This window comes from Streptomyces sp. NBC_00503 (assembly GCF_036346895.1).
Taxonomy (GTDB): Bacteria; Actinomycetota; Actinomycetes; order Streptomycetales; family Streptomycetaceae; genus Streptomyces.
Window position 1 is genome coordinate 8,096,030 of sequence record NZ_CP107855.1, and the last position, 25,412, is coordinate 8,121,441.

Genomic DNA, 25,412 nt, shown 5'->3' on the forward strand with positions numbered 1-25,412 from the left:
AGTGAGAGTCCTGACCTGCTACGCCCCCGAACACATTGCGGGACGGCTTCGCGCAGCGGATCTCTCGGTTGGCGTGCACCCGCTGTCCGGTGTTGGCGCCATCACGGGCGCCCTGCTCCAGGCGCAGGGACCGATGGGCCCCTCCCAGGCACGGCCCACCCGGCCCCCACTGTGGGCCCCCTCGGCACTGCGGACCCAGCAGTGCGCGGAGCGATCGTGGAATCCGGACGCCGCTGAAGGCTCCGTTCCGGAAGAGGTGAGGACGATGCAGCGCATTCGGATCCAGACCCGACCGAGGCAGCCCCGCACGCCTGGGCCGCTGGACCTGCGCACCCCGTCCGGCCGCCCGATGCCCTACTGAGCCCCGCGATCACCGCACGTACGACGGAGGACGTCATGGCAACCACCCGACGCGTCATACCGTTCGCAGAACTCGACCGGCAGGACCTCGGCCGTGTGGGAGGGAAGAACGCCTCCCTGGGAGAGATGACCGTGCACCTGGTCTCCGAAGGTGTGCGTGTGCCTCCTGGGTTCGCCACGACGGCGGACGCGTACGGAGAGCTGCTGGGCGGCCACGGGCTGCGCGGGCGCATCGAGGAGCAGATCGGGCGCCTCCATGAAGGGGCGGCGCTCGATGAGGTGGGGGCGGGCATTCGGTCGATGATCCTGGCCGAGCCGCTGCCGGACGAGCTGCGTACGGAGATCGTCTCGGCGTACGAACAGCTGGGGCGCGATGAAGGCCGTGAGGAACCGGAGGTCGCCGTACGCAGTAGCGCCACCGCCGAGGATCTTCCGGAGGCGAGCTTCGCAGGGCAGCAGGAAACCTACTTGAACGTCCGGGGGCCCGCCCAACTGCTGGAGTCGGTCCACCGCTGCTACGCCTCGCTCTTCACCGACCGGGCCATCGACTACCGGGAGCGGATGGGCTTCGACCATCTCGCGGTGGCGCTCTCCGCCGGAATCCAGGTGATGGTCCGGTCGGACCTGGCAGGTGCGGGCGTGATGTTCACCCTCGACCCGGAGAGCGGATTCCCCGAGGTCATCGTGGTCAGCGCGGCCTGGGGCCTGGGCGAGACCGTTGTCAGCGGGCAGGTCGACCCCGATGAGTACACGGTGTTCAAGCCGAGCTTGAAGGAATCGTCGCTGGACCCGGTGATCGACGTACGGATCGGCGCGAAGCGGCAGAAGGCCGTCTACGCAGAGCACGGTCTGACCCGGACGGTGGACACGACCGGCGCCGAGCGCTCACAGCGCGTCCTGACCGACGCGGAAGTCCGGTTCCTGGCCGGCTGGGCCCAGACCGTCGAGGAACACTACGGCTGCCCCATGGACCTGGAATGGGCCAAGGACGGCCTGACAGGAGAGCTGTGGATCGTCCAGGCCCGGCCCGAGACCGTGCAGTCGCGGCGCCGCGCCTCGACCCTGCGCCGCTGTCGCCTGACCGCCACACCGGGTGAGGCCTTGATCGAGGGGATCGCGGTGGGTGAGGCCATCGGCCGCGGCCCGGTCGTCGCCCTGGACTCGCCCGTCGACCTGGACCGCTTCCCCGCCGGTGGCGTGCTCGTCACCGGCATCACGGACCCGGACTGGGAACCGATCATGAAGCGGGCCTCTGCGATCGTCACCGACCACGGTGGCCGCACCTCGCACGCAGCCATCGTCAGTCGCGAACTCGGCGTTCCCGCCGTCGTCGGAACCGGCCGGGCCACCGAGGTGCTCCGCGACGGCCAGGAGGTCACCATCTCCTGCGCCGAAGGAGGCCGCGGCCGGGTCTATCCGGGCCTGCTCGCCTACGAGGAGACCGAGACCGACCTCGCCGGCCTGCCGGCCACGCGGACCCAGGTCATGCTGAACCTCGCCGACCCGTCAGCGGCCTTCCGCTGGTGGCGGCTGCCCGCCGACGGCGTGGGCCTCGCCCGACTGGAGTTCATCGTCGCCCACCAGGTCAAGGTCCATCCCATGGCCCTTCTGCACCCCGAACGGCTGGACGACCACGACCGCTGCGTCATCGATCAGCTCACCGAGGGCTACCTGGACCGCGGCGAATACTTCGTCGATCGGCTGGCCTACGGGATCGCCCGCATCGCCGCCTCCCGCTGGCCCGCGCCCGTCGTCGTCCGCACCAGTGACTTCAAGACCAACGAGTACGCGCGCCTGCTGGGCGGCCGGCCCTTCGAACCGGTCGAAGCCAATCCGATGATCGGCTGGCGCGGTGCGAGCCGCTACTACAGCGACGGCTACCGGGAGGGATTCGCCCTGGAATGCCGGGCACTGCGCCGGGTCCGTGACGAAATGGGCCTGACGAACGTCATCGTCATGATCCCCTTCTGCCGCACCCTCGAAGAGGCCGACAAGGTCCTGGAGGCCATGGACGGGCAGGGCCTGCGCCGGGGTGAGAACGGGCTGAAGGTGTACGTCATGGCGGAGATCCCCGCGAACGTCATCCTGGCCCAGGACTTCGCCCAACGCTTCGACGGCTTCTCGATCGGCAGCAACGATCTCACCCAGCTCACGTTGGGAGTCGACCGCGACTCCGAAGCCCTCGCACACGTCTTCGACGAGACCAACCCCGCCGTCACCCGCAGCATAGAGATCCTTGTCCCGCGAGCCCAGTCCGTGGGCGCCACGGTCGGCCTGTGCGGCCAACGCCCCAGCGACGACCCCGCCTTCACCGAGTTCCTGGTGAAGACCGGCATCGACTCGATCTCCGTCGCCCCCGACAGTTTCGCCGCGGTCAAACAGCACGTGGCCGCCGCCGAACTCAAGCGTTACGGCGCGGACCCAACGGTCCGGGCCGGGTTCCCGGTGAAGCGTGCCGAGAACGACGGGAACGGAGAATCGTCATGACAACGAAGCGGGTACTGGTCGCCTACGGCACCAAGCACGGAGCAACCGCGGGAATCGCCGAGCAGATCGGTGTGTCGCTGCGCGCGGACGGCCTCGACGCCGTCGTGCTCCCTGCCGACGACGTGGACGATGTGCGTGGCTACGACGCCGTGGTGCTCGGCGGAGCCCTGTACGCAGGGCGCTGGAGCCGCAAGGCCAAGCGCTGCGCCGAACGAAATGCCCACTATCTGAAGCACCGACCGGTCTGGCTGTTCAGCAGCGACCCGGTGGACAGTTCCGCCGAGCAGCACGACATCCCGCCCGTGCGGGCGGTCGCGCAGCAGATGGAGAGCCTGGGCGCACGCGAACACATCACCTTCGGCGGCAGCATCACGGCGCACACTCCGGGTCTGCTCGCCAAAGCGCTGGTCCGCTCCGGCAAGGGTGGTGACTTCCGCAATCCCGAGCGGATCCAGACCTGGGCCCACCACATCAGCGCCGAGCTCACCGCTCTCCACTGACACGCTCGGTCAATTCCCGGCAGCCGGAGGCACGATATGCGCGAGGGTCCCGCAGAGGAAGGCCGCCCACGGCGTCGGCTGCTGGGTCGCCGCCCGAATGAACTGCGTCGCGCGGGCGACCGCACGCGCGGCCGCTGGATCGCCGCCTTCAGGCTCTCCCCGCTGATCGCCGTGCTCTGCGGCATCGTCATCGGGACGGCAGTCTGGAACGCCGAGAACCGCGCCGCCCAGGCGGAGGCACTGCACCGGCACCGAATCCCGGCGACGACGGTAGGCCAGGCCGAACGCGCACTTCCCGTTCGTTTCAACGAACCCCGGATGGCGACGGCGCAGGTGGCCTGGGAGTATCCCGTCTCCCACCGCCACACCGACACGGTTCTGGTCCCGGTCGGCACACCCGTGGGTGGGAAGGTCACGGTCTGGGTCGACGACGCGGGTAGGGAGGCGTCCGAGCCCCGCCGCGAGGGCGAAGTGGCCTCCACCGCGGTCGCCGCCGGAGCTGCTGCTTTCGGCGTTACCGTCCTTTCTGCCGGGGGAGTCGTCTGGCTGAGGCTCCGCCGCGTCGAAGCGCACAGCTTGGCCGCATGGGACCGCGAGTGGGAGCTCCTGGAGCCGCGTTGGTCCGGCCGGGTGCGCAGGGACCCGGGAGTCGAGGATGACTGAATCTGCCACCACCCTCCGGTCCTCCGACGGGGATCCGCTCCTGAACCCCGACCCGATGGAGCCGCTGCCGCTGCTGCGGCGCGAGCTCGGAACCGGGCCGCGCGGGCTGTCGGCCCGGGAGGCGGCCCGCCGCCTCGCCGTCTACGGGCCCAACGAGGTCCGGCGCAAGGCCCGTACCTCCCTGGGGCGTGAACTCGTACGGCAGCTGGTCCACCCCTTGGCCCTGTTGCTCTGGGCGGCGGCCGCGCTGGCGTTCGTCGCCCGCCTTCCCGTGCTCGGCTGGGCCATCGTCGCCGTGGTCCTCGTCAACGCGGCGTTCGCGCTCCTTCAGGAACGGCAGGCCGAACAGGCCGTGGAGACACTCGCCAAATACCTGCCCGAGCACGCCCTGGTGATCCGCGACGGTCGGCCCACGGTGGTCGAGGCAGGGGAACTGGTACCGGGAGATCTGGTTGTTCTCGAAGAGGGTGCCAAGGTTCCGGCCGACGCACGGCTGACCGAGGGAGGCATCGAGGTCGACCTGTCGATGCTGAACGGCGAGTCCACCCCCGCCGAACGCCTCGCCGGCCCCGGACTCGTCGGCGCGCCGCTGCTGCAGGAGCCCAACCTCGTCTTCAGCGGCACCATTTGCACCGGGGGACAGGCTCAGGGGATCGTCTTCGCCACCGGTAACCACACGGAGCTCGGCCGCATCGCGGCTCTGAGTCAGCGCACCCGGCGCGACCCCAGCCCCCTGGAACAGCAGGTCAAGAAGGTTGCCTGGCTCATCGCCGCCGTAGCGGTCGCCATGGGCGGTGTCTTCCTGGCGGCCGGTGTCGCCGTGGGCCTGCCGCTGACCGACACCCTGATGTTCGCGATCGGCCTGCTCGTCGCCAATGTCCCCGAGGGGCTGCTGCCGACCATCACCCTCGCGCTCGCTGTCGGCGTACGCGTCCTCGCCCGCCAAGGAGCGGTGATCAAACGGCTGAGCGCCGTCGAAACCCTCGGCTCCACCAATGTCATCTGTACCGACAAGACCGGCACCCTCACCCAGAACCGCATGCGCCTCCAAGCAGTCTGGACGCCCGAGCACGGAAGGGAGACCGGCCCCTGGGTGGGAGAGCTGATGCGGACCAGCGCACAGTGCACCACGGTCACCCGAGACGACGACGGCGAACTACACGGCGACCCCACGGAGATGGCCCTGATCGAAGGCGCCGCTGCCCACGCCGCTCCCGTCGACCTCGACGGCCGGGACACCGGGCGCCGGGCCCTCTTCCGCTTCGACCCGCGGCTGCGACTGATGTCCGCCGTCCAGGCCGATGGAGAGCACGGTCTGCTCATCATCGCCAAGGGGGCGCCCGAGACGGTCTTGCAGACCTTGGAAGACAGTTCGGAGTCTGCGGCTGCCGCTGCCGAGGAACTCGCGCATGAAGGAATGCGCGTCCTGGCGGTCGCCGTCCGAGCTCTGCCGGACGATGCCGGGGTGCCGAGCCGTCGCCAGGACGCGGAGACCGGGTTGCGCCTGCTCGGGCTCGTCGGCCTGTACGACCCGCCACGCCCCGAAGTCGCCGCCGCGGTCCGCCGCTGCCACGAAGCGGGACTACGCGTGCACATCGTGACCGGGGACAATGGCGCCACCGCCGCAGCCGTCGCACGCGAGGTCGGCATCGGCCTGCCCCATCTGCGCGTCGTGGCCCAGTCCGAGGCGATCGGCGACCACGAACTCGACGAACTCCTCGCCTCGGCAGACGCGGAGGTCGTGTTCGCGCGTTCCTCGCCCGAGACCAAGCTGAAAGTGGCCGACACACTGCGCGCCCACGGCCAGATCGTCGCCATGACCGGGGACGGCGTCAACGACGCACCCGCCCTCCACCGCGCACACATCGGCGTGGCCATGGGCCGGTCCGGCACGGACGTCGCCCGCGAGGCATCCACGATGGTGCTGACCGACGACAACTTCGCCACCATCGTCACCGCGATCGAATCCGGCCGCCGCGTCTACGACAACGTCCGCAAGTTCATCGTCTACATCTTCGCCCACCTCACCCCCGAGGTCGTCCCCTTCCTGGTCTTCGCCCTGTCGGCGGGCGCCGTCCCGCTACCCCTGACCGTCCTCCAGATCCTGGCCATCGACCTCGGCACCGAGACCCTCCCCGCCCTCGCCCTCGGCCGCGAACGGGCCGAGCCGGGCACCATGAGCCGCCCGCCCCGCCCGAGTTCGCAAGGAGTCATCTCACGCGACATGCTCATCCGCAGCTGGGGCTACCTCGGAACCGTCTCCGCCGTCCTGGTCATGACCGCGTTCTTCTACGTGCTGTGGCGTGCAGGCTGGCACCCGGGAGACCCCACCGGTGTCGGCAGCCCCCTCCACCACGCGTACGTCACCGCGACCACCGCCACTTTCGCCGGAATCGTCACCTGCCAGGTCGGCACAGCGGTAGCCGCCCGAACCGACCACGCGGCGCTGCGCGCCATCGGCCTGTTCACCAACCCCCTGCTCCTGGCCGGCATCGCCTTCGAACTCGCCTTCACGGCAGCCCTCGTCTACGCACCGCCCCTGCAAGGCCTCTTCGGTACCGCAGCCCTGCCCCTCGACGTCGTCACCCTCATCGCCTGCTTCCCGGTCCTCGTCTGGGGTACCGACGAACTGAGGCGCTGGAGGCGACGTACGCACGGAAACCCGCACCCTTGACACCCTCCCGGGAGACACTCCATGTCACGCACAGTCGAATGGAAGCTCCGTCTGTTCCTCTTCGAAGAGGAACAGACGACCAAGGCCCGCCTGGAGCTCGACACCGGCACGACCAGACTCACCGGCCACGGAACCGCCCGCTGCGCCCCGCAGGACACCGACATCCCTGAAATCGGCGACGAACTCGCGGTCGCCCGCGCCATGGAGGACCTGGCGGCCCAGGTGAAGCAAACCGCTTACGGAGACAGGCAGGCCGCCGACGAACCGTCACTGCGCGAGTCCCTCAAGCCGCATGCCGGGTGGCTGGACATCGGGACGTCCTAGCCACCGCTTCCTCGTTCTGCGGCTGCCGCACCGGCATAGCCAGAGCACGACTCTCCAGATGTCCGACTCACCGGATGTGCAGAACCTCGGCCACGGGGCGTCGGGGCGTGGCGGGACCTTGTGGCCCGTAGCCGAGCCGGATAACCATCTGCACGTGGTTCATGGCCGAGCCGGGATCGCGCACCGTCCAGCGCAGTTCGGGCCATTCGAGCGGGTGCGAGGTCATGGACGTGACCAGTCCGTCGGCGGTGGCTTGGAGGAGGACGCGTTGCAGGGCCTGTCCTGCTCGCATCCAGTCCTCGGGCCTGTCACCGGAGGTGCCCAGCAACGTGATGTGCGGCTTCCGTTCGAAGGCGGCCCAGGCGCGTCCCGGGATGTGCTGCGAACGGCCGAAGTCGCGCACGCCTCCACCGCGACCCGCGTGCTTCGGGCCGAAGGCGTTTACGGGAATGCCGTCGGGACGGGTCTGCTGCTCCGGCGTACCGGTGTGTGTCCAGGCCAAGGTTTCCGCCGCCACGGCGAGATCCATCTCCTCGCGGTGCTCGGAGTCGTGTATGAGGCCCAGCACCGTGTCGGTGTGCCATGCGTCCGGAATGAGCAGGCGGCACCCTTCGAGAAGGGCGGCGGCCTGCAGGCCGTCCAGGAGCGCGGGAGGTATGTCCTCCTCCGAGAAGGGGAAACGGCTGGAGTGACGTCGCCGTATGGCGGGGCGGAGGGCTCCAAGATCCCGGTCCTTGGGCTCGGGGCCCTTGAGGTCCACTGCAGCCAACAGCCACGGATCATCCCTGTCGGGCAGCACCCGCACGTTGGCGCCCCGGCCTGCCCAGGCGGCGGACACGCGTAGGTTGAACAGTGCGGCGGCGCAGCCCAGGTGGAGGGCGCGGTGGTCCGGGTCGGCGAGGGGCATGGCACGTCCGGGGTCGCCGTACAGTTCGATACTGCCGGAAGCCGGCCGGAAGAGGAACTTCCAGGGCTGGGCGTTGTGCATGGACGGAGCCATGACGGCGTCCTCGATGAGGGGAACGACCTCCGCCGGCTCGGGAATCGATGCGGTCATGGGACTGTCCTGCCTGTGTGGTGGGCCTCAGTCGTGGGCGATGACGGCGACCGGCGAGACCGCGTGGTGCATCACGGCGTGTGCGATGGGGCCGATGTGGGCGCCGAATGCGGAACGGCGGATGCGGCGGCCGACGACGACGAGGGCGGCTGCGGAGGCCGCGTCGAGGATCTGGATCGCCGACTGGCCGATGGTGACCCGCGAGTCGACCTGCGCTGCGGGGTACTTCTCGCGCCACGGACGGACCATCTCGTCCAGCGTGCTGGTGATGCCGCGGACCATCTCCTGATGGATCCCCGGGTCGAGGGCTGGTGCATAGCTGAGGATCGGCGGTGGCGACCAGCCGTGGACGATCACGAGCGGGCAGTGCCGGAAGGACGCCTCCTCGAAAGCGAAGGCCAGGAGCTTGTCGCAGGGCTGGTGGATGTCCACGCCGACCACGACCGGCCCGCGGTCACCTTCGCCGTCGGGCGCAGGGCCCGCGCGGCCGACGGCCCGGACCAGTACGACGGGGCGTTCGGTCTCGGCAACGATGTCCGAGCCGGTGGATCCGACGAGGAACCCGGCGATGCTGCCGAGCGCGCGCGAGCCGAGTACCAGCATGTCGGAATCCTCGGCGGCGTGCGTCAGCGCCAGGGAAGGCAGCCCGCCCACTCGCCGGGTGTCCACCTTCAAGGACGGATGCACGCGTCGCGCCTCTTCGGCGGTGTCGCGCAGGACGGTCTCCGCCCAGTGTCGGCGTTCTTCGGTGGTCGCGACGGGAAGCGGTGGATTCTCCAGCCACTCCTCCGCGTGGACCAGGTCCAGGGTGGCGCCGCGGAGCTCGGCCTCGCGTGCGGCCCAGCGGGCGGCCGCCGTGCTTTCCGGGGACCCGTCGAGGCCGACGGTCACTCGGTTCGCCATGGTCACCATCTCCTTCTGAGCGGGGGGTCCTCCCGCCTCTTCCAGACTGGCTGTTCGGCGAGCCTCTGTGGAGGGGCCAGTCGGTCCCCTGTGGGACCGACCAGCCCGCTTGCGGCGACCGCAACCCCGCACATTGGTCGCCTGTCGTGTCGATGACGGATTGCGCTCACATGGTCAGACGAACCGCCGTCACCTTGTACTCGGGGCACGACGTGACGGTGTCGATGCGGTCGGACGTCAGCCGGTTCACCCCGCTGGCGGGGAAATGGAACGTGCAGAACACCTGACCGGGAGAGATGCTCCGACCGACGCGAGCCAGCAGCCGGGCCCGGCCATGACGGCTCTCCACGGTGACCGGCTCACCGTCGTGCACGCCGTGGCGGCCGGCGTCGTCAGGATGGATGTCGAGGTGGTCGACGGCGTCCAAGTCGAGGTTGCCGCCCCGCCGCGTCATGCTGCCGGAGTTGTAGTGGGCCCAGCTGCGGCCGGTGACGAGAACCAGTGGGTAGTCGGCGTCGGGCTCTTCGCCCGGTGGCAGGTAGGGCACGGCCGCCAGGTGCGCCAGGCCGTCCGGTGTGGCGAACCGTTCTCGGTACAGCTTGGCAGTCCCGGGTCCGTCCGGATCCGGGCAGGGCCACGGGACGGCCCCTTCCCGGTCCAGCCGCGCGTGGGAGATCCCTGCGAAGAGCGGGGCGAGTCGTGCGCACTCGGCCAGTGCGTCGGCGGGGGTCGTGCAGCCCAGGTCGGCGCCCATGGCGGCTGCGACGGCGTGTACGGCCTCGAAGTCGCTGCGGGCCTGGCCGGGCGGCTGTACCGCCGTGCGTACGCGCTGGAAGCGGCGGTCGAGGTTGACGAAGGTGCCGTCCTTCTCCAGCCACGACGCGGCCGGGAGGACGACATCCGCGTACAGGGCGGTCTCCGACGGGAACAGCTCGCTGACGACGACGAAGGGGCAGGCCTGGAGGGCCTGGACCACGTTCTCCGTGTCGGGATCGGTGGCGCACACGTCCTCGCCCATGATCCACAGGGCTCGCAGGGTTCCCGAGCGGCCGGCCGCGAACATCTCCGGGATGCGCAGGCCGGGGCGCGGCGGGACCGGCAGGCCCCAGACGTCTTCCGCGCGGGCGCGGGCCGCCGGATCGGTGAGCTTTCCGTATCCGGGGAGCAGGTCCGGCAGGGCTCCCATGTCGGAGGCGCCCTGGACGTTGTTCTGGCCGCGCAGCGGGTTGATGCCGAAGCCGCGCTCCGTGCCGACGGCGCCGCGCAGGATGGCCAGATTGGCGAGGGAGCGGACGCCGTCGGTGCCGTGGAGGTGCTCGGTGACGCCCAGACCATAGACGATCGCGGGCCGCAGAGCCCGCCCGTAGAGCCGGGCGGCGCTGATCAGGTCCGCCGCCGGCACTCCGGTGATGGCGGCCACCCGCTCCGGAGGGTAGTCGGCCACCAGTTCGCAGAACTCGGGGAGTCCGCCCGCCCGGTCCCGCAGGAACCGCTCGTCGACGAGCCCCTCGGCCAGCAGCACGTGGGCCAGGCCGTGGCACAGTGCCACGTTGGTGCCCGGGCGCGGCCTGAGATGCACGTCCGCGTGCAGGGCCAGCCCCACGGCGCGTGGATCGGCGACGACCAGTTTGGCTCCTCGCAGGGCGCTCTGGAGCAGCCGTGCCCCGACGACGGGGTGGGCCTCCACCGGATTGGCGCCGACGATCAGGAGGCAGTCGGCCTGTTCCACGTCGTCGAAGGAGTCGGTGCCGCCGGACAGGCCGAAGGAGGCCACGAGGCCGGCTGCGGAGGGGGCGTGGCAGAGCCTGGAGCAGTTGTCGATGTTGTTCGTGCCGATGACGGTCCGCATGAATTTCTGGAAGAGGTAGTTCTCCTCGTTGGTGGCCCGGGCCGAGGAGATGGCGGCCACCGCGTCGGGGCCGGCCGCGTGCACGGCTGCCGAGAGTCGGTCGGCCACGTGGCGGACCGCCGTGTCCCACTCCACCGGTTCCAGGCGGTTTCCTCGGCGCATCAGGGGCTGCGTGAGACGGTCGGGGGAGAGACGGTAGCCGTGGGCGAAGCGGCCCTTGACACACGCGTGCCCGCGGTTGACCGGTCCGTCCCGGGTCGGCAGCACTGCTGCCACGTCTCCGTCGCGGACGACCACGTCGAGGGAACATCCGACGCCGCAGTACCCGCACGTCGTGCGTACGGCACCGCCGGAGGGAACCCCGGATGTCAGGCCGCGGCCCGGCCCCGGCGCTGCGATCGCGCCGGTGGGGCAGCTGTCCACGCAGCCGCCGCAGGACACGCAGTCCGAGTCCGCCCAGGACCCGCCGGTGCCGGGAGCGACGACGGTGTCGGCTCCCCGGCCGATCAGGGTCAGGGCGAAGGTGCCCTGCACGTCGGCGCACATGCGCACGCACCGGCCGCAGGCGATGCACAGATCACGGTCCAGAGCGACGTAGGGGTGGGAGCCGTCGCTCCCGCGCCCGTCGGTGCCCCCTGCCGCCTCCGGGCCGATCCCGAGCGATCTGCACACGTGCGCGAGCTCGGAGGGATTGCCGGGCTCCAGTGCGCGGGATGGGAGGGCGGACACGAGAACCTCCACGGCTTCCCGCCGCAGCGCCCGTAGGTCGTCCGTGGCGGTCACCACGCGGATGCCGGGGGTCGCGGGCGTGACGCACGCGGCCACGAGCCGTTCGTCGGACAGGACCAGACAAGTACGGCACGACCCCACCGGCCGCAGTCGTTCGTCCGAGCAGAGCGCCGGCAGTTCCACTCCCGCGGACTGGACCGCGGACAGCAGTGTCACTCCCTCGGATACGTCGACGTCCACGCCGTCGACCTCGACCCGGATCACGGATCCCACCCCGGGAGTCGATCCCCGTACGCCCGCGCCAGACTGCGGACCGCCGCCGGAAGGCGCCTGCCGAAGGCGCACAGGCTGGCCTTCTCCAGGACTCGCGACAACCGGACCCACTCGTCCCCGGGCGGTGCGCCCGCCGTTGCGAGTTCCAGGCCTCGGCGCGAGCCCACCCGGCAGGGCGAACATGCCCCGCAGCTCTCCGCGGCGGCGAACTCCCAGACGTGTCTCAGCACTTCGACGGGATCGAGCTCGCGGTCCAGGGCCACCAGCCCCGCGTGCCCGAGTGCCGCGCCGTGCGCGGCCAAGTCTGCCTCGGTGAGGGGCACGTCCAGGGCATCGGCGGCGAGGAACCCGCCGAGCGGCCCGCCGACCTGCAGGACGGCCAGCTCCGCGCCGTTCTTGAGGCCACCGCCCAGCTCAGTGACGATGTGCTCCACGGGCGTTCCGATGTCGACCTCGTAGGCGCCTGGGCGGGCGAAGCGTTCGGAGAGGCAGACGAGCTTGGTCCCGGTCTCCGCAGCTGTGCCGCGCCGGGCGTAGGCCGCGCCGCCCCGGGCCACGATCCAGGGGATCGCGGAGAGCGTCTCCACGTTGCTGACCACGGTCGGGCGGTCCCAGACTCCCCGCTGCGTGGGGTACGGCGGCCGGGCCCGGGCGCACCCGCGGCCGCCTTCCAAGCCCGCTATCAGCGCCGTCTCCTCGCCGGCCACGTACGACCCGGCCCCGCTGACCACGTCGACGTCGAGGGCGGTCGCCGTCCCGTGCGCGGACCTTCCGAAATGGCCGTCCGCGTAGGCCCGCGCGAGGGCCGTGCGCATGGAGTCCAGCGCCCGCGGGTACTCGGAGCGCACCAGTACGACCCCGCGGTCCGCTCCGCATGCGAAGCAGGCCAACGCCAGGCCTTCCAGTACCCGTTCCGGGAAGTGCTCCATCAGAAGGCGGTCGGCGAAGGAACCGGGATCTCCCTCGTCCCCGTTGGCCACGACGACCTTCTCCGGTCCGGGCGCGCCGCGCACGGCCTCCCATTTCGCGTGGACGGGGAACCCCGCCCCGCCGCGTCCCCGGAGACCGGAGGCCGCGACTTCCCGGCGGATGGCTTCGGCCGAACCGCGGGCAACGGCCTCCGGCCACAGCTGCCATGGGCTCGCGTCCGAGAGGAGTACGGGATCACCGGTGTCGTCGGTGGAGGGGATGACGGGGGCGTGCGGCGGTTCCTGTCCGGCCAGCTGGGCGGCCAGCGACGGCCCGGTGCACGGCGTGCTGCCATCCAGCGCTGCGGGGGCCGCGTAGCAGTAGCCGAGACACCGGACGGACTGGAGCGATGTTCCTCCGTCCGGTGACACAGAACCCGGGCGCACACCCAGCTCTCGTTCCACCGGATCGAGCGGGCGCCCACCGGTCGCCGCGAAGCACGCGGTAGCGGAGCAGATGGACACGTGGCGACGTCCGTGCGGGGTGGCCAGGTCGGCGAAGTAGGTGGCGGGGCCGAGAGCTGCGGCACCAGGCAGGCCGAACCGTTCGGCGACCTCAGGAGCCCATTCCGCCGGACCGGCCGTGTGTTGTTCGCGTGACGCGGCCAGTGCCCGCGTCAGCCGGTCTCCCGGCCGGCCCCGGCGGCCGGCAAGAGAACGGAACGCATCGGGCTGTTCCTCATGGCGCAGAGAAGCCATTCCCCCAGGATCGATCCGGATCGCAGGAGGCGCACGTGGATCTCCACACCGACGAGCGGGGTGCTGCGCCGAAGCCCAGACTGGAGACGGGGTGTACAGGTGTGAGGAGCCAGCCATGACCACTGCACGGGACATCATGCACAGCGGTGCCACCTGCGTTCAGGAGACCGAGACGCTCATGGACGCGGCCCGGCGGATGAGTGAACTGGATGTCGGCGCGCTGCCGATCTGCGGGCCTGACGACCGTCTGCACGGCATCATCACCGACCGTGACATCGTGCTGAAGTGCCTGGCCAAAGGCAAGGACCCGCACCACATGACCGCCGGGCAGCTCGCGCAGGGCAAGCCGATCACGGTCGACGCGGAAGCTGACACGAGCCAGGTGTTGCAGACGATGCAGGACCATCGGATCCGGCGCGTCCCGGTCATCGCCGATCACCGCCTCGTCGGGATGATCAGCGAGGCGGATCTTGCCCGGCACCTGTCCGAGGAGCAGGTGGGCCACTTCGTCGAGACGATCTGCGCAGAGCGCTGAGCCCCGGAGCGTCGCCTGCGGGGTTATTCGTGGGCGATGACGGCGACGGGCGCCTTGGCGTGGTGGAGGACCGCGTGGGCGACGGGTCCGATGTGGGCGCCGATCGAGGACCGTCGGATGCGGCGGCCGACGATGATGAGTCCCGCTTCGGAGCTTCGATCGAGGAGCTCCGTGGCAGCGCGCCCGGCGTTTGCCCGCGAGCTGACGTCGACAGCCGGGTACTTGTCCCGCCAGGGCTTCAGGAGGTCGTCCAACGAGGCTTTCGCGCTCATTTCGAGCTGGGCGTGAAGCCTGGGGTCGTACGCCGCGCCGTAGCCCACCAGCGGAGGCATCGACCAGCTGTGCCGGACATGAAGTGCGCAGGCCCGCCGCGCTGCTTCCTCGAAGGCGAAGGCCAGCAGCGCGTCGCAGGGCTGGCCGATGTCGAGGCCCAGCACGAGGTCACGGGATGCGTGTCGGTCGTCGGCGTGTGGTACCGCGTCTTCGCTTGCCCGCACCATGACGACGGGCATCACCGTTGCCTGGATGACTGCCATGCCGACGGAACCGAGAACGAACCCCGTGAGGGTGCCCAGTCCCCGGGACCCGAGGACGATCATGTCCGCGTTCGCCGCGACACTGGCCAGCATGGCGGCTGGCCGGCCGTTGAATGACCGGATGTCGACGTCCAGTTCGCTGTGGGTCGTGCGCAACTCTTCGGCGGCTTCGGCCAGTAGTGCCTGGGCCCACTGGCGGCGCACATCGGCTGCAGGGACGGGAAGGTCGCGGGGGGAGGACCACTCCTCTGCGTGGACGAGGTGGAGCGGCACGCCGCGGAGCAGAGCCTCACGCGCTGCCCAGTGGGCTGCCGAGAGGCTCTCCGGGGATCCATCGAGGCCGACGACGATTCGATCGTTCATGTCTTGTTCCTTCAGGCAGTGGCCCGCACGGGGTCGGGGGTTCGTCGTGTCGAGGCTGAACGGGGGTACGGGTCGGTGCTGTACGCGTAGTACGAGAGACCGGGCGCGGGGTCCCGGATGCGCTCGTCGCACCCGTCGGCTCCTTCAGGCCGGGTTCGTGTCGTCGATGGCGTATCCGAGGTGCTGGGTGACGGAGACCACGCCGTCCACGGTGCGGCAGAGCCGTTCGATCAGCGGGATGAGGCTCTTGAAGTCGACGGTTCCGTGCAGTTCGACCCGGCCGTCGGTGACGGCCACTGTGATGGCGGTGGGGCTCTGGCGCAGGCTGAGGTCGAGTACGTCACCCGTGATCTCGTGACGGATGTCCTCGTCGTCCCGGAGGAAGATCCGTAGCAGGTCCCGTCGGCTGACGATGCCGATCAGTACGTCCGCGTCATCCACGACCAGGAGCCGCTTCACCCCTTGTGCCTCCATCAGCCTGGCCGCTTCGGCGACGGTCCAGTCCGGTCTGGCGCACACGGGGGGCGAGGACATCAGCTCTTCGGCGCGCGTACCCGCGGCTTTGTCCTCCTGCCACGTCTCGCGTTCGGGCAGTGACTGGAAGTAGTCTCCTTGGCCTGCGGACTTCGGCAGCAGGTCCCGTTCCGAGATCACGCCGAGCGGGTGGCCGGCATGGTCGACGACCGGGACTGCGGACACCTGGTGCTCCGTCAGCGTCCGGGCGATCTCCTTGAAGGGTGCGTTGTGGGGGACGGTGACGACCTCGCGGGTCATCAGCTCGCGGACTTCTCGATGCCTCATGCTCTTCTCCTACCGCTCGTCGGCCGCTTGCTGGCCGTCCGACATGTCGTCCTGCTCGTAGTCCAGCCGGTTGACGACGTCCACGACGCCGTCGACGCTCTGGCAAAGGCGCAGCACGACGGGAACGAGACTGCGTCGGCTGACGGCGCCGCTGAGGGTGACGAGGCCGTCGGTGACCTCAACCGTCAGCGAAGAGGGCCTGAGCCCGAGGGTGCGCGTCAGCACGTCCTCGAGGATTTCCTGCTGGATCGCGTGGTCCCTGCGCAGGAAGAGCTGCAGCAGGTCGCTGCGGCTCAGGATGCCGATCAGCCGTCCGGCGGCATCCACGACGGGCAGTCTCTTGACCTGGTGCTTGCGCATGACTCGCGCTGCGCGGACGACGCTCCAGTGCGGCTGGGCGGTGATGGCGGGGCTGGTCATGAGACCGGCGGCGGCGTTCGTCCCGCTGCCGAAGGAGGGCTTGCGGAGCAGGTCGGCTTCGGAGACGACGCCCACCGGACGCTCGGCCTCGTCCACGACGGGCACGGCGGAGATGTCGAACTCTTTCAGGAGCCGGGCGATCTCCTTGAACGGGGTGCCGCGCTGCACGCTGACGACGGAGGGGGTCATCAGGTCGGCGACGCTGCGGTGTCTCATCGTCGCCCCCTCACGCGCGGACTTCCGTGTCGAGGCGCGCGGCCGTCACGTCCACGACCCCCGGTACCGTGCGTGCGACACGTATCAGCACGTCTTTGAGGGACGGGTCGGGGAGGGAACCGTCCAGGTAAACGATGCCGTTGGCGACGTGGACCTGCACTACGGCAGAGCCGGCGGGGATGAGCTCGGCCATGATCAATTCGCGGAGCTCCTCCGCGATGTCCGCGTCGGGCCGGAGGTAGATCTTGAGCAGGTCGCCCCGGCTGACGACGCCGACGAGGCGGCCGTCGGCATCGACGACGGGGAGCCGCTTGAGGTGCTGGTGGGCCATCAAGCGGGCTGCGCCGGGGATGCCGGTCTCCTCGGTCACGGTGACGGCGGGTACGGTCATCAGCTGGCCGGCGGTGACGGCGCGGGACTCGTCCGCGCCCTGGGCCTTGAGCAGCAGATCGGCTTCGGACACCACGCCGGCGACTCGTCCGTCTTCCGACAGGACGGGCAGGGCGCTGATCCGCCACTGCCGCATGGCCTCCACGATGTCCTTGAACGGTGCTCCGCGGTCGACGGAGATGACGGCGTGGGTCATCACGTCGTTGACGGTGCGCAGGCGCTTCATGATTCCTCCAGAGCGGTGTCCTGATACATCCGAGCGTCGGCACCACCACCCGCTGTTGCCAGGGCCGTCCGGGGGTCACTGGGGGCTGATCGGCCCTATGGTCCGGGCGGCAGGCATGCTTTCCTGAAGTTGACGGAAAGAGTCCCTGAGAGGATGCGGAGAAGCGGCTGATGGCCGTGCACCGCGCAATCGGGATCCGCGAGAAGCGGGCGGGCTCTTTCCGCCTCTTGTCGTGAAGGGGTTCAGCGGATGCCGTGGTTCGGTTCGGCACCCGGAGACAGGTCGTCGACGGCGTAGTCGAGGGCTTGGTCCACTGTGACGACTCCGTCGACCGACCGGCACAGTCGTTCGAGGACCGGAATGGTGGACCGCTCCTCGACCCGGCCGCTCAGGGAGACGATGCCTTCCCGCACGGTGACGGCGACGCCGCCCGGGGTCATTTTGAGCGTCCGGCCCAGCACGTCGTCGACGATTTCATCCCGTATGGCGTCGTCGCGGCGGAGCATGGGGCGCAGCAGGTCGGAGCGGCTGACGATGCCGACCAGAATTCCGGTTTCATCGACCACCGGCAGCCGCTTGACACCCCGCTCGTGCAGGAAGCGGGCCGTCGCGACGATGCCCCACTCCGGCCGGGCGGTCAGTACGGGGGTGGACATCAGATCCCCGGCCGTTCGGGATTCCATGGAGGCGCGGTCCAGGGGTGCTGCACGGTGCACGGGGTCGCGCCCTCCGGTGTCGGGCAGGCCGGCTTGCCTGCGGAGGAGGTCGGCCTCGGAGACGATGCCGATCGGGTGGTGGCGGGTGTCCACGACGGGCAGGGCCGAGACGCCGTTGTGGTCGAGGCTCCAGACGACTGCTTTGAGTGACGCTTCGGGGCTGGCGGTGGCCACGTCCCTGGTCATGACGTCTGCGACGGTGCGATGGGACATGGTCCGATCTCCCTTGGGAATGAGGCCGTCAGTCGTGGGCGATGACCGCGACGGGAGCCGCGGCGTGGTGCAGAACGGCGTGGGCCACCGAACCCAGATGCGCCCCCAAGGGCGAGCGGCGCAGGTGCCGGCCCACCACCACGAGGTCCGCGCCCGCTGCGGCCTGGACGAGTTGCCGGCCGGCAGGTCCCATGAACGCCTGATGGGTGACGCTCACGGACGGGAACTTGTGGCGCCACGGCAGCAGCATGTCGTCCAGCATCTGGGTGACGCTCCAGCCGACCTCCCGCTCGTTCTCCGGGTCGAAGAAGGGGGCGTACTGGTACATGGAGGGCATCTTCCAGCCGTGGACCGCACGCAGGGCGCAGCCCCGGCGGGCCGCTTCTTCGAATGCGAAGGCCAAAACCTTGTCCGCTGCCTCGTGGATGTCGACGCCCAGAACGATCTCTCCGTACGGGGTGGGTCGGGTCTTCTCGGCTTCGCTCGCCACCCGTACGAGCGCCACCGGCGTCTCGGTGGCCGCGAGCGTCGACATGCTCACCGAGCCGACGAGGAAGCCGGCCAGGCCGCCCATGCCGCGGGAGCCGAGTACGAGCAGAGCGGCGTCGGCCGCCTCCGCGGCCAGGGCTGCCGCCGGCCTGCCGGCGAGGCATCTCGTGGAGACCTCCAGACCCGGGTTCAGGCGTCGTACGTCCTCCAGGGCCTCGGTGAGAGCTTCGTCGGCCCACCGGTCGGCGCCCTCACGGCCCAATCCTGGAATCGCGGGGCTGATCAGCCAGTCGACGGCGTGGACGAGCCTCAGCGGCACCTCCCGCAAGGCTGCCTCCCGGGCGCCCCAACGGGCCGCAGCCCGGCTCTCGGGAGAGCCGTCGACGCCGACGGTCACATGGTGCTTCATGGCGAGATCCTCCTTGGGCGGCGCGGGGCCGCGGTGCCCTTCCAGGTTCGTCCGCGGCGCAGTGAGAGGGGAGGGGCCATGTGGCCCCATGTGGGGCCGAGCAGCCCCGGCTACTGCACGGTGGTGCGTGAGGCGATGTAGTCCGCACAGCCGTGCAGGGTGTTCAGGGCCGGATAATCGGTCTCGGGCAGGGGGAGCCCGGTGCGTTCGCCCAGCGCCTCGATGAAGTTGAGGAAGTCCAGCGAGTCCATCTCCAGACTGTCCCGGAAGTTCTCGTCGGGGGAGAGCACAGCCGCGTCGGCGCCGGGAACCGCGTCTGTCAGGACGTCCTTGATCAGTACGAGGGCCTCGTCAGGATTCACAGTTCCTCCGGTCGTTGGAGAAGGCGGTCGATGGCCGTCAGGAAACGCGCCCCGGTCGCACCGTCGCTCGCCCGGTGGTCGGCGGAGAGAGTGGCCGTCACGGTCGGGTGCACAGTGAGCATCCCGTCCACGGCCACCGGCTGCTCGATGACACGCCCTAGACCCACGAGCGCGACTTGCGGTGGGTAGATCACCCCGAAGACGGCCTCCACCCCCTGGTCGCCGAGGTTGGTCACCGTCAGGGTCGGGTCTGCGGTCTCCGAAGCCCGCAGACGGCCGCCGCGAGCCCGCGATACCAGGTCCTTCAGCGTCGCCATCAGCTCCGGCAGCGGCATGGTGTCGGCGTCCGTCAGCGCGGGCGCCACCAGGCCGCCGCCGCGCAGGGACACCGCGACGCCGAGTCGCACCGCGCCTGCGGGGACGAATTCCTCCTCGCGCCAGTAGCCGTTCAGCTCCGGTACCTGGCGTGCCGCCAGGGCAACGGATTTGAGTAGCAGGGCCGCCGGCACGAGCCGTTCCGCGACCGGCATGCTCGCATTCCGATGGCGCATCCACGTCATCGCGACGGCCAGGTCGACCCTCGTCGACAAGTAGTAGTGGGGGATCTCGCGGTTGGCGCGGGCCATCAGCGCGGCGATCGCCGAACGCGCCGGAGGCAGCGGCTCGGGCGTGGCAGGCGAGGGCGGCCGTACCGGCTCATGGCTTTCGCCGGTACCGGCCGGAGCCCCTTCCGCCGCGGCGCGTACGTCGTCGGCCCGGATCGTGCCGCTCCGCCCGGTTCCCCGCAGAGCACTCAGGTCGACGCCTGCCGCTTGGGCCAGTCGGCGGGCAAGGGGGGAGGCCTTCACCCGGTGCGGAGCCTCGACCGGTGCATGCTCTACGTCGGAGCGGGTGATCCGCCCGCCCTTGCCGGAACCGTGCACGGACGACAGATCGATGCCCTTGCGTTCGGCCAAGTGCCGAACCAAGGGGGTGGACACGGTGTCCACGCCCGGGACGACGGTGCGGCCGGGAGCGGCCCGCAGGCCGGTGGCCGGGGCGGCCGGCTGCTTCGCAACGGCCGGGGCCTCAGGCCCGACCGCCGAGCCGATCACGGCCATCCGTGTCCCCACCGGCACGGTGGTCCCCGGGGTGACGAGGAGGGCACTGATCGTGCCCGAGTCGAAGCATTCGACCTCGATGGTCGACTTGGCCGTCTCCACGACCGCGACGACATCGCCCTTCGCCACGGTGTCGCCGGGGCTGACCAGCCATTCCACGAGGGTGCCCTCTTCCATGTCCGAGCCGAGGGAAGGCATGGTGAAGTCGGCCATGTCAGCTCACCGTCCGGCGGACGGCATCCACGATGGTCGCGGGCTGGGGCAGGGCCGCCTCTTCGAGCTGCCGTGCGTAGGGAATGGGCACCTCCGCGCTGCAGACGCGCTGGACGGGGGCGTCGAGTTCGTAGAACGCCTGCTCGGTGATGCGGGACGAGATTTCCGCGGCCAGACTGCCGCTGCGCCATGCCTCGTCGACGATCACCGCTCGATGCGTGCGGCCGACGGACGCCATCACCGCGGCATCGTCGAGCGGGCGCAGGGTGCGCAGGTCCACGACCTCCGCGCTGATGCCCTCCCCGGCAAGGGTTTCCGCAGCCGCCATGGCCTTCGGCAAGGAGCCGCCGTAGGTGATCAAGGAGACGTCCGCACCGGACCGGCGTACGGCCGCCGTGTCGAGATCGACGGCTTCGACGGTCTCGTCCAGGGAGCCCTCCGCGTTGTACAGACTTCCGTGTTCGAAGATCAGTACCGGATCCGGGTCGGCGAGGGCGGCGGCGAGCATGTGCCGCGCGTCGTCGACCGTCGCGGGGGCGAGCACTCGGATGCCGGGAATGTGGGCGTACCAGCCTTCGAGGCTGTGGGAGTGCTGGGCACCGAGCTGCCGGCCTGCTCCGGTCGTCATGCGGATCACCACGGGCACGTTCACCTGCCCGCCGGACATGTGGAGCAGCGTGGCCGCGTTGTTGAGGATCTGGTCCAGTGCCAGAAGGCTGAAATTGACGGTCATGATCTCGACCACGGGCCGCATCCCACCGATCGCGGCGCCGATGCCCGCGCCGACGAAGCCGGATTCCGACAGCGGAGTGTCGCGGATGCGGTCGGGTCCGAACTCTTCGAGCAGTCCCAGGCTGACGCCGAAGCACCCGCCGTACCGGCCCACGTCCTCGCCCATGAGGAAGACCCGCTCGTCCTGCTGCAGGGCCTCGCGCAGCCCCTCACGGAGCGCCTCTCGGTAGGTGGTCGGCCGCGGCGTATCCGTGGACGGCTTTCGTGTGTTCATGAGGTGCTCCCGGATGCGCTCGTGACGAAGCGGAGCAGGTCCGCGACCGGCTCCGCAGGAGCTTCCTCGGCCCGGTGGACGGCCTTGTCGATCTCGTCGAGCACTTCTCTGTCGAGTCCCTCCATCACCCGGTCGTCGAGCTGCCCTTCCGAACGCATCAGGTCGGCCAGTCCCTTGAGAGGGTCGCGGCCCTTCCATTCCTCGATCTCGGACTTGGCCCGGTACCGGTCCGGGTCGTACATGGAGTGGGCGCGGAACCGGTACGTCTGCGCCTCCAGGAAGTGCGGTCCGTTGCCCGCGCGCACGGACTCCGTCGCGCGTCGGGCGGCGGCTTCGACGGCGAGCACGTCCATGCCGTCGACGGTCCAGGCGGGCATTCCGTAAGAAGCGGCGCGCATGGCGAGGTTGGTCTGCGCGTGCTCCCGGGCCAGGCTCGTGCCCATGGCGTACAGGTTGTTCTCGCAGACCAGCAGCAGGGGCAGCCGCCACAGGGCCGCGAGGTTGGCGGTCTCGTGGAACTCGCCTTCGGCGAAGGCTCCGTCCCCGAAGAAGCAGCAGGTGACGCGGGTGCTGCCGCGCATCCGGTCGGCGAGTGCGAGCCCGGCCGCCAGAGGAAGTCCGCCGGCCACGATCGCGTTGCCCCCGTAGAAGCGGCGCGCGGCGTCGAAGAGGTGCATGGAGCCACCGCGCCCGTGGCTGCAGCCGGTGGCCTTGCCGTACATCTCGGCCATCACGGCATCGGCGGGAACTCCGCGGGCCAGGGCGTGCCCGTGCTCGCGATAAGTGGACACCACCGCGTCCTCCTCGAGCAGGGCCTGGTTGACGCCTACGGCGACGGCCTCCTCTCCGATGCAGAGGTGGACGAATCCACGGATCTTCGCGCCGCTGTACAGCTCGACGCACCGTTCCTCGAAGCGGCGGATGGCGAGCATCCGGCGGAGCAGCGAGAGGCGATCTCCGAGTGCCGGATGCCTGTCGGGAGCGCCGCGGGCGGCGCCGGCCGGTGTCTTCTTCCGCCCGCTCCTGTGTGCTGCCGCAGGGGCTCGTCCCTCGTGCTGCGGGGTGGTGGTGCTCATCGTGCTGCCTTCTCTCGTGAGCTGGTCATCCGGGGTTCTCCAGGGTCGACAGGTCCCCTTCGGGCAGCCCCAGTTCCCGGGCCCGCAGCAGGCGGCGCATCACCTTGCCGCTGCGCGTCTTGGGAAGGTTCTGCTCGAACTCGATCTCTCTGGGGGCCACGGCCGGGCCCAGCCGCCTGCGTGCGAACGCCAGGAGTTCGCGCTGGAGGGACGCGTCGGGGGTGAGCCCCGGACGCAGGGAGACGAAGGCCTTGACGACCGCTCCCACCACCGGGTCCGGGCGGCCGATGACGCCGGCTTCCGCGACGGCGGGGTGCTCCATCAGGGCGCTCTCCACCTCGAACGGGCCGATGAGGTGCCCTGCCGACTTGATGACGTCGTCGGCTCGGCCGATGAACCAGAACCATCCGTCCTCGTCTCGTTTGGCAAGGTCACCCGTGAGATACCAGCCGTCCGCGAAGCAGGCCCGGTAGCGGGCCTCCTCGTTGAGATAGCCGCGGAACATGGAGGGCCAGCCCGGGCGCAACGCGAGCTCCCCTTCGACGCCCGGCTCGGTGATCACACGGACGTGTCCTTCGGTCACCTGGGCGCGTCCGTCCTCGCCGCGTTCGAGCAGCGCGGCCTCCACACCGGGCAGGGGCCGCCCCATGGAGCCGGGCCGGATGTCGCTGACGGCGAAGTTGGCGATCATGATGGCCCCGGTCTCCGTCTGCCACCAGTTGTCGTGGATCGGCAGGCCGAGCACCTCCTGGCCCCACAGGACGGCTTCCGGATTGAGCGGCTCGCCCACGCTGGCGATGAATCGCAAGGCCGAAAGGTCGTACGGCCCGGGGAGCTCCCGGGTGCCGCCCCTGGGGGTGGCGCGCATCAGCATGCGGATGGCGGTCGGCGCCGTGTACCAGACCGTGACGCGCTGGCCGTCGAGGATGCGGTACCAGCGGTGTACGTCGAAGTCACCCTCGTCCACCACGACGGTCGCGCCGTGGGTGAGCGGGGCGATGATCCCGTACGAGGTACCGGTCACCCACCCGGGGTCCGCCGTGCACCAGTAGACGTCCTCCTGACGGAGGTCGAGCGCGAAGGCCGCGGTCGCGTGGTGGGCGACGACCGCCTCGTGCACATGGACCGCGCCCTTGGGGGTACCGGTCGTGCCACTGGTGAAGTGGAGCAGCGCCATGTCCTGCGGATCGGTCGGCGGTACGACGTACTCCTCCGCTGCCTGCTCCATGAGCTCGGCGAACGAGACGGTTCCGGGCGGCGGATCCGTGACCGGGCCCACGAGCAGGACATGGTCCAGATGGGGCAGGCGGTGCCGGTTCTCCTCGACCTTGCGCCGGTACAGCGCCTCGGTGGTGACGAGGACCCGGGCGTCGCCCAGCTCCAGACGCTGGCGCACCGGCTCGGGCCCGAAGGCCGAGAAGAGCGGGCACAGCACACGTACGCTGCGCAGCGTGCCCAGGACCGTGGCGTACAGCTCAGGGCAGCGGCCGAGGAGAGTGAATACCTTCTCTTGCCGTCCCACGCCCAGGGAGGTGAGTACGTTGGCGAAACGGCTTGTGAGGGCGCCGAGCTCGCCGTATGTGAGGTGGGTGACGGTGTCGTCGGATGCGATGCAGCGGAGAGCTTCCCGCCCGCCGTGGCCTGCCGCCAGATGTCTGTCGACGGCCTCGTATCCGATGTTCAGCCCGCCTCCCGGCAGCCCGGACATCCGGGAGCGAGCCTCGTCCCAGGTGAAGTCCGCCCGGACCCGCTCGTAGTCCTGGAGCATGAAGACGGCGCCGGGTCCGGGCTGTTTGCGGATGATCAGGTGATCCATGGCCGGGTCCTTGTCCTCACCTTGGAATCTTCAAGGAGACAACGTCACGCTTGGTGGCGGCGGGAAACGCGGCGCGCGATGTCCGGGTGTCCCCCCGGACGGCCCACGACGGCCGTGGCGGTCACCAGGGCATCCCGTAGGCGCTGCGGTGCGGTGGAGCGAGCAGGGAGTCGTCGACGCGAGCCGTCAGGCGGGGGACGACGGCGACCACGCCATCGAGCTGGCTGACGAGTCCTATCAGAACCGGAATCTGGCTCCGCCCTCCCAGCCGGCCCTCGAGCGTGACGATGCCGTCGACCACGTGGACGGTGACCGTGTCCTCGTCCAGCCCCATGGTGTCCGTGAGCACGTCCTCGATCACGCGGCGTCGGATCTCCGCGTCCGGTCGCAGGAAGAGCCGGAGCAGGTCACGACGGGTGACGATGCCGACGAGGCGGTCCTCGTCGTCCACGACCGGCAGTCGCTCGACGCCTCTGCGGGCCATCAAGCGGGCGGCTCCCGTCGCGGTCTCGTCCGCGTGAACCGTGACCGCCGGCGCGGACATGACCTCACCGGCAGTGAAGATCACCTCGGATGGGAACGTGGCGGCCCCTCGGGCGGCATCAGGCGCATCGCCCACCAGCGGATGATCTGCGGCTTCCCGGCCGATCAGGTCACTCTCGGAGACGACACCCAGCACGCGGTCCTCGTCATCGAGGACCGGCAGTCCGCTGATGTCGTGCTGTGCGAGCAGCTTGGCGACATCCTTGAAGGAAGTGGAGGTGACGACCGAGACGACCTCGTCGGTCATCAGGTCTCCCACCTTGATGTGCTTCATGGAGACACCTCCTGCCGGTGCGGCGATCCCATGCGGACGTGACGGTCGGAGGTCGCTTCAGAACCCACGATCCGCCGGCTCCCATGAGAGGAGGAGGGCCGAATGGTCCGGATCCGGGTCCGATCGGACCCGCGCCACACCTACGGACGCCGTAGTGAATGAACAGGGACCTTCGGCCCCTGTCGGGGGCCTGAGCGGCCCTCCGGGTGTGAGCGTCCGCGG

General features: G+C 70.1%; 22 protein-coding genes. 6 read left to right on the plus strand and 16 right to left on the minus strand.

Annotated elements, in window-relative coordinates; translation table 11 throughout:
• Nucleotides 1-396: 396 nt before the first annotated feature.
• From ppsA to OG490_RS37065, 5 genes are read left to right on the plus strand one after another with little or no spacing between them, the layout of a single operon-like run.
• Entirely contained in the window at nt 397-2,847 is a 2,451-nt protein-coding gene (gene ppsA, locus OG490_RS37045) for a phosphoenolpyruvate synthase (RefSeq protein WP_330300658.1), read from the plus strand.
• Complete coding sequence (locus tag OG490_RS37050) at nt 2,844-3,347, plus strand: flavodoxin domain-containing protein (RefSeq protein WP_330300659.1); 504 nt, start codon at nt 2,844-2,846, stop codon at nt 3,345-3,347. Before ppsA ends, OG490_RS37050 begins: the two co-directional genes overlap by 4 nt.
• 36 nt (nt 3,348-3,383) lie before the next feature.
• Nucleotides 3,384-4,010: an Rv1733c family protein gene (locus OG490_RS37055; RefSeq protein ID WP_330300660.1), complete on the plus strand. Its 627-nt coding sequence runs from the start codon at nt 3,384-3,386 to the stop codon at nt 4,008-4,010.
• Nucleotides 4,003-6,684, plus strand: a complete 2,682-nt coding sequence (locus OG490_RS37060) for a cation-translocating P-type ATPase (RefSeq protein ID WP_330300661.1) — start codon at nt 4,003-4,005, stop codon at nt 6,682-6,684. The genes OG490_RS37055 and OG490_RS37060 overlap by 8 nt, the downstream gene beginning before the upstream one ends.
• Nucleotides 6,685-6,705: 21 nt before the next feature.
• Complete coding sequence (locus tag OG490_RS37065) at nt 6,706-7,008, plus strand: dsRBD fold-containing protein (protein ID WP_330300662.1); 303 nt, start codon at nt 6,706-6,708, stop codon at nt 7,006-7,008.
• Between the two features lie 67 nt (nt 7,009-7,075).
• Here OG490_RS37065 and OG490_RS37070 read toward each other — a convergent pair whose 3' ends face one another.
• The 4 genes from OG490_RS37070 to OG490_RS37085 all read right to left on the minus strand — a co-directional run bounded on the left by OG490_RS37070 (nt 7,076) and on the right by OG490_RS37085 (nt 13,486).
• On the minus strand, nt 7,076-8,065 hold the full coding sequence (locus OG490_RS37070) for an Acg family FMN-binding oxidoreductase (protein ID WP_330300663.1): 990 nt from the start codon (nt 8,063-8,065) through the stop codon (nt 7,076-7,078).
• Between the two features lie 27 nt (nt 8,066-8,092).
• Nucleotides 8,093-8,968 carry a universal stress protein gene (locus tag OG490_RS37075; RefSeq protein ID WP_330300664.1) on the minus strand — a complete coding sequence of 292 codons (876 nt, stop codon included), beginning with the start codon at nt 8,966-8,968 and terminating at the stop codon, nt 8,093-8,095.
• Nucleotides 8,969-9,134: 166 nt separating this feature from the next.
• Nucleotides 9,135-11,819 carry a formate dehydrogenase subunit alpha gene (gene fdhF, locus OG490_RS37080; RefSeq protein ID WP_330300665.1) on the minus strand — a complete coding sequence of 895 codons (2,685 nt, stop codon included), beginning with the start codon at nt 11,817-11,819 and terminating at the stop codon, nt 9,135-9,137.
• Nucleotides 11,807-13,486 carry an NAD(P)H-dependent oxidoreductase subunit E gene (locus tag OG490_RS37085; protein WP_330300666.1) on the minus strand — a complete coding sequence of 560 codons (1,680 nt, stop codon included), beginning with the start codon at nt 13,484-13,486 and terminating at the stop codon, nt 11,807-11,809. Before OG490_RS37085 ends, fdhF begins: the two co-directional genes overlap by 13 nt.
• A gap of 115 nt (nt 13,487-13,601) precedes the next feature.
• Here OG490_RS37085 and OG490_RS37090 point away from each other — a divergent pair, with 115 nt between their 5' ends.
• Nucleotides 13,602-14,021 (plus strand): CBS domain-containing protein, encoded by a 420-nt coding sequence (locus tag OG490_RS37090; RefSeq protein WP_202203298.1) that lies wholly within the window; start codon nt 13,602-13,604, stop codon nt 14,019-14,021.
• Between the two features lie 23 nt (nt 14,022-14,044).
• Here the strand turns inward: OG490_RS37090 and OG490_RS37095 are convergent, their stop codons facing one another.
• The 12 genes from OG490_RS37095 to OG490_RS37150 form a co-directional block, all read right to left on the minus strand.
• Nucleotides 14,045-14,920, minus strand: a complete 876-nt coding sequence (locus OG490_RS37095) for a universal stress protein (protein ID WP_330300667.1) — start codon at nt 14,918-14,920, stop codon at nt 14,045-14,047.
• A gap of 144 nt (nt 14,921-15,064) precedes the next feature.
• Nucleotides 15,065-15,721 (minus strand): CBS domain-containing protein, encoded by a 657-nt coding sequence (locus OG490_RS37100; protein WP_330300668.1) that lies wholly within the window; start codon nt 15,719-15,721, stop codon nt 15,065-15,067.
• Between the two features lie 9 nt (nt 15,722-15,730).
• On the minus strand, nt 15,731-16,357 hold the full coding sequence (locus tag OG490_RS37105; protein WP_330300669.1) for a CBS domain-containing protein: 627 nt from the start codon (nt 16,355-16,357) through the stop codon (nt 15,731-15,733).
• Between the two features lie 10 nt (nt 16,358-16,367).
• Nucleotides 16,368-16,973: a CBS domain-containing protein gene (locus OG490_RS37110; RefSeq protein WP_330300670.1), complete on the minus strand. Its 606-nt coding sequence runs from the start codon at nt 16,971-16,973 to the stop codon at nt 16,368-16,370.
• Between the two features lie 242 nt (nt 16,974-17,215).
• Nucleotides 17,216-17,902 (minus strand): CBS domain-containing protein, encoded by a 687-nt coding sequence (locus tag OG490_RS37115; protein ID WP_330300671.1) that lies wholly within the window; start codon nt 17,900-17,902, stop codon nt 17,216-17,218.
• A gap of 28 nt (nt 17,903-17,930) precedes the next feature.
• Nucleotides 17,931-18,800 carry a universal stress protein gene (locus OG490_RS37120; RefSeq protein WP_330300672.1) on the minus strand — a complete coding sequence of 290 codons (870 nt, stop codon included), beginning with the start codon at nt 18,798-18,800 and terminating at the stop codon, nt 17,931-17,933.
• Between the two features lie 110 nt (nt 18,801-18,910).
• Nucleotides 18,911-19,162 carry an acyl carrier protein gene (locus OG490_RS37125; protein WP_330300673.1) on the minus strand — a complete coding sequence of 84 codons (252 nt, stop codon included), beginning with the start codon at nt 19,160-19,162 and terminating at the stop codon, nt 18,911-18,913.
• A complete protein-coding gene (locus OG490_RS37130) occupies nt 19,159-20,475 on the minus strand; it encodes a 2-oxo acid dehydrogenase subunit E2 (RefSeq protein ID WP_330300674.1) in 1,317 nt (438 codons plus the stop codon). Before OG490_RS37130 ends, OG490_RS37125 begins: the two co-directional genes overlap by 4 nt.
• A gap of 1 nt (nt 20,476) precedes the next feature.
• Nucleotides 20,477-21,481 carry an alpha-ketoacid dehydrogenase subunit beta gene (locus tag OG490_RS37135; RefSeq protein WP_330300675.1) on the minus strand — a complete coding sequence of 335 codons (1,005 nt, stop codon included), beginning with the start codon at nt 21,479-21,481 and terminating at the stop codon, nt 20,477-20,479.
• On the minus strand, nt 21,478-22,557 hold the full coding sequence (gene pdhA / locus OG490_RS37140; RefSeq protein ID WP_330300676.1) for a pyruvate dehydrogenase (acetyl-transferring) E1 component subunit alpha: 1,080 nt from the start codon (nt 22,555-22,557) through the stop codon (nt 21,478-21,480). Before pdhA ends, OG490_RS37135 begins: the two co-directional genes overlap by 4 nt.
• A gap of 25 nt (nt 22,558-22,582) precedes the next feature.
• The gene (gene acsA / locus OG490_RS37145) at nt 22,583-24,373 is read right to left on the minus strand and encodes an acetate--CoA ligase (RefSeq protein ID WP_330300677.1); all 1,791 of its coding nucleotides are present in this window, start codon (nt 24,371-24,373) and stop codon (nt 22,583-22,585) included.
• A gap of 121 nt (nt 24,374-24,494) precedes the next feature.
• A complete protein-coding gene (locus tag OG490_RS37150) occupies nt 24,495-25,190 on the minus strand; it encodes a CBS domain-containing protein (RefSeq protein WP_330300678.1) in 696 nt (231 codons plus the stop codon).
• Nucleotides 25,191-25,412 lie beyond the last annotated feature (222 nt).

Excerpts from the sequence above, each read along its gene's own strand:
- ppsA (WP_330300658.1), top strand. The coding sequence starts at position 397 with ATGGCAACCACCCGACGCGTCATACCGTTCGCAGAACTCGACCGGCAG.
- OG490_RS37050 (WP_330300659.1), top strand. The coding sequence starts at position 2,844 with ATGACAACGAAGCGGGTACTGGTCGCCTACGGCACCAAGCACGGAGCA.
- OG490_RS37055 (WP_330300660.1), top strand. The coding sequence starts at position 3,384 with ATGCGCGAGGGTCCCGCAGAGGAAGGCCGCCCACGGCGTCGGCTGCTG.
- OG490_RS37060 (WP_330300661.1), top strand. The coding sequence starts at position 4,003 with ATGACTGAATCTGCCACCACCCTCCGGTCCTCCGACGGGGATCCGCTC.
- OG490_RS37065 (WP_330300662.1), top strand. The coding sequence starts at position 6,706 with ATGTCACGCACAGTCGAATGGAAGCTCCGTCTGTTCCTCTTCGAAGAG.
- OG490_RS37070 (WP_330300663.1), bottom strand. The coding sequence starts at position 8,065 with ATGACCGCATCGATTCCCGAGCCGGCGGAGGTCGTTCCCCTCATCGAG.
- OG490_RS37075 (WP_330300664.1), bottom strand. The coding sequence starts at position 8,968 with ATGGCGAACCGAGTGACCGTCGGCCTCGACGGGTCCCCGGAAAGCACG.
- OG490_RS37085 (WP_330300666.1), bottom strand. The coding sequence starts at position 13,486 with ATGGCTTCTCTGCGCCATGAGGAACAGCCCGATGCGTTCCGTTCTCTT.
- OG490_RS37090 (WP_202203298.1), top strand. The coding sequence starts at position 13,602 with ATGACCACTGCACGGGACATCATGCACAGCGGTGCCACCTGCGTTCAG.
- OG490_RS37095 (WP_330300667.1), bottom strand. The coding sequence starts at position 14,920 with ATGAACGATCGAATCGTCGTCGGCCTCGATGGATCCCCGGAGAGCCTC.
- OG490_RS37100 (WP_330300668.1), bottom strand. The coding sequence starts at position 15,721 with ATGAGGCATCGAGAAGTCCGCGAGCTGATGACCCGCGAGGTCGTCACC.
- OG490_RS37105 (WP_330300669.1), bottom strand. The coding sequence starts at position 16,357 with ATGAGACACCGCAGCGTCGCCGACCTGATGACCCCCTCCGTCGTCAGC.
- OG490_RS37110 (WP_330300670.1), bottom strand. The coding sequence starts at position 16,973 with ATGAAGCGCCTGCGCACCGTCAACGACGTGATGACCCACGCCGTCATC.
- OG490_RS37115 (WP_330300671.1), bottom strand. The coding sequence starts at position 17,902 with ATGTCCCATCGCACCGTCGCAGACGTCATGACCAGGGACGTGGCCACC.
- OG490_RS37120 (WP_330300672.1), bottom strand. The coding sequence starts at position 18,800 with ATGAAGCACCATGTGACCGTCGGCGTCGACGGCTCTCCCGAGAGCCGG.
- OG490_RS37130 (WP_330300674.1), bottom strand. The coding sequence starts at position 20,475 with ATGGCCGACTTCACCATGCCTTCCCTCGGCTCGGACATGGAAGAGGGC.
- OG490_RS37135 (WP_330300675.1), bottom strand. The coding sequence starts at position 21,481 with ATGAACACACGAAAGCCGTCCACGGATACGCCGCGGCCGACCACCTAC.
- pdhA (WP_330300676.1), bottom strand. The coding sequence starts at position 22,557 with ATGAGCACCACCACCCCGCAGCACGAGGGACGAGCCCCTGCGGCAGCA.
- acsA (WP_330300677.1), bottom strand. The coding sequence starts at position 24,373 with ATGGATCACCTGATCATCCGCAAACAGCCCGGACCCGGCGCCGTCTTC.
- OG490_RS37150 (WP_330300678.1), bottom strand. The coding sequence starts at position 25,190 with ATGAAGCACATCAAGGTGGGAGACCTGATGACCGACGAGGTCGTCTCG.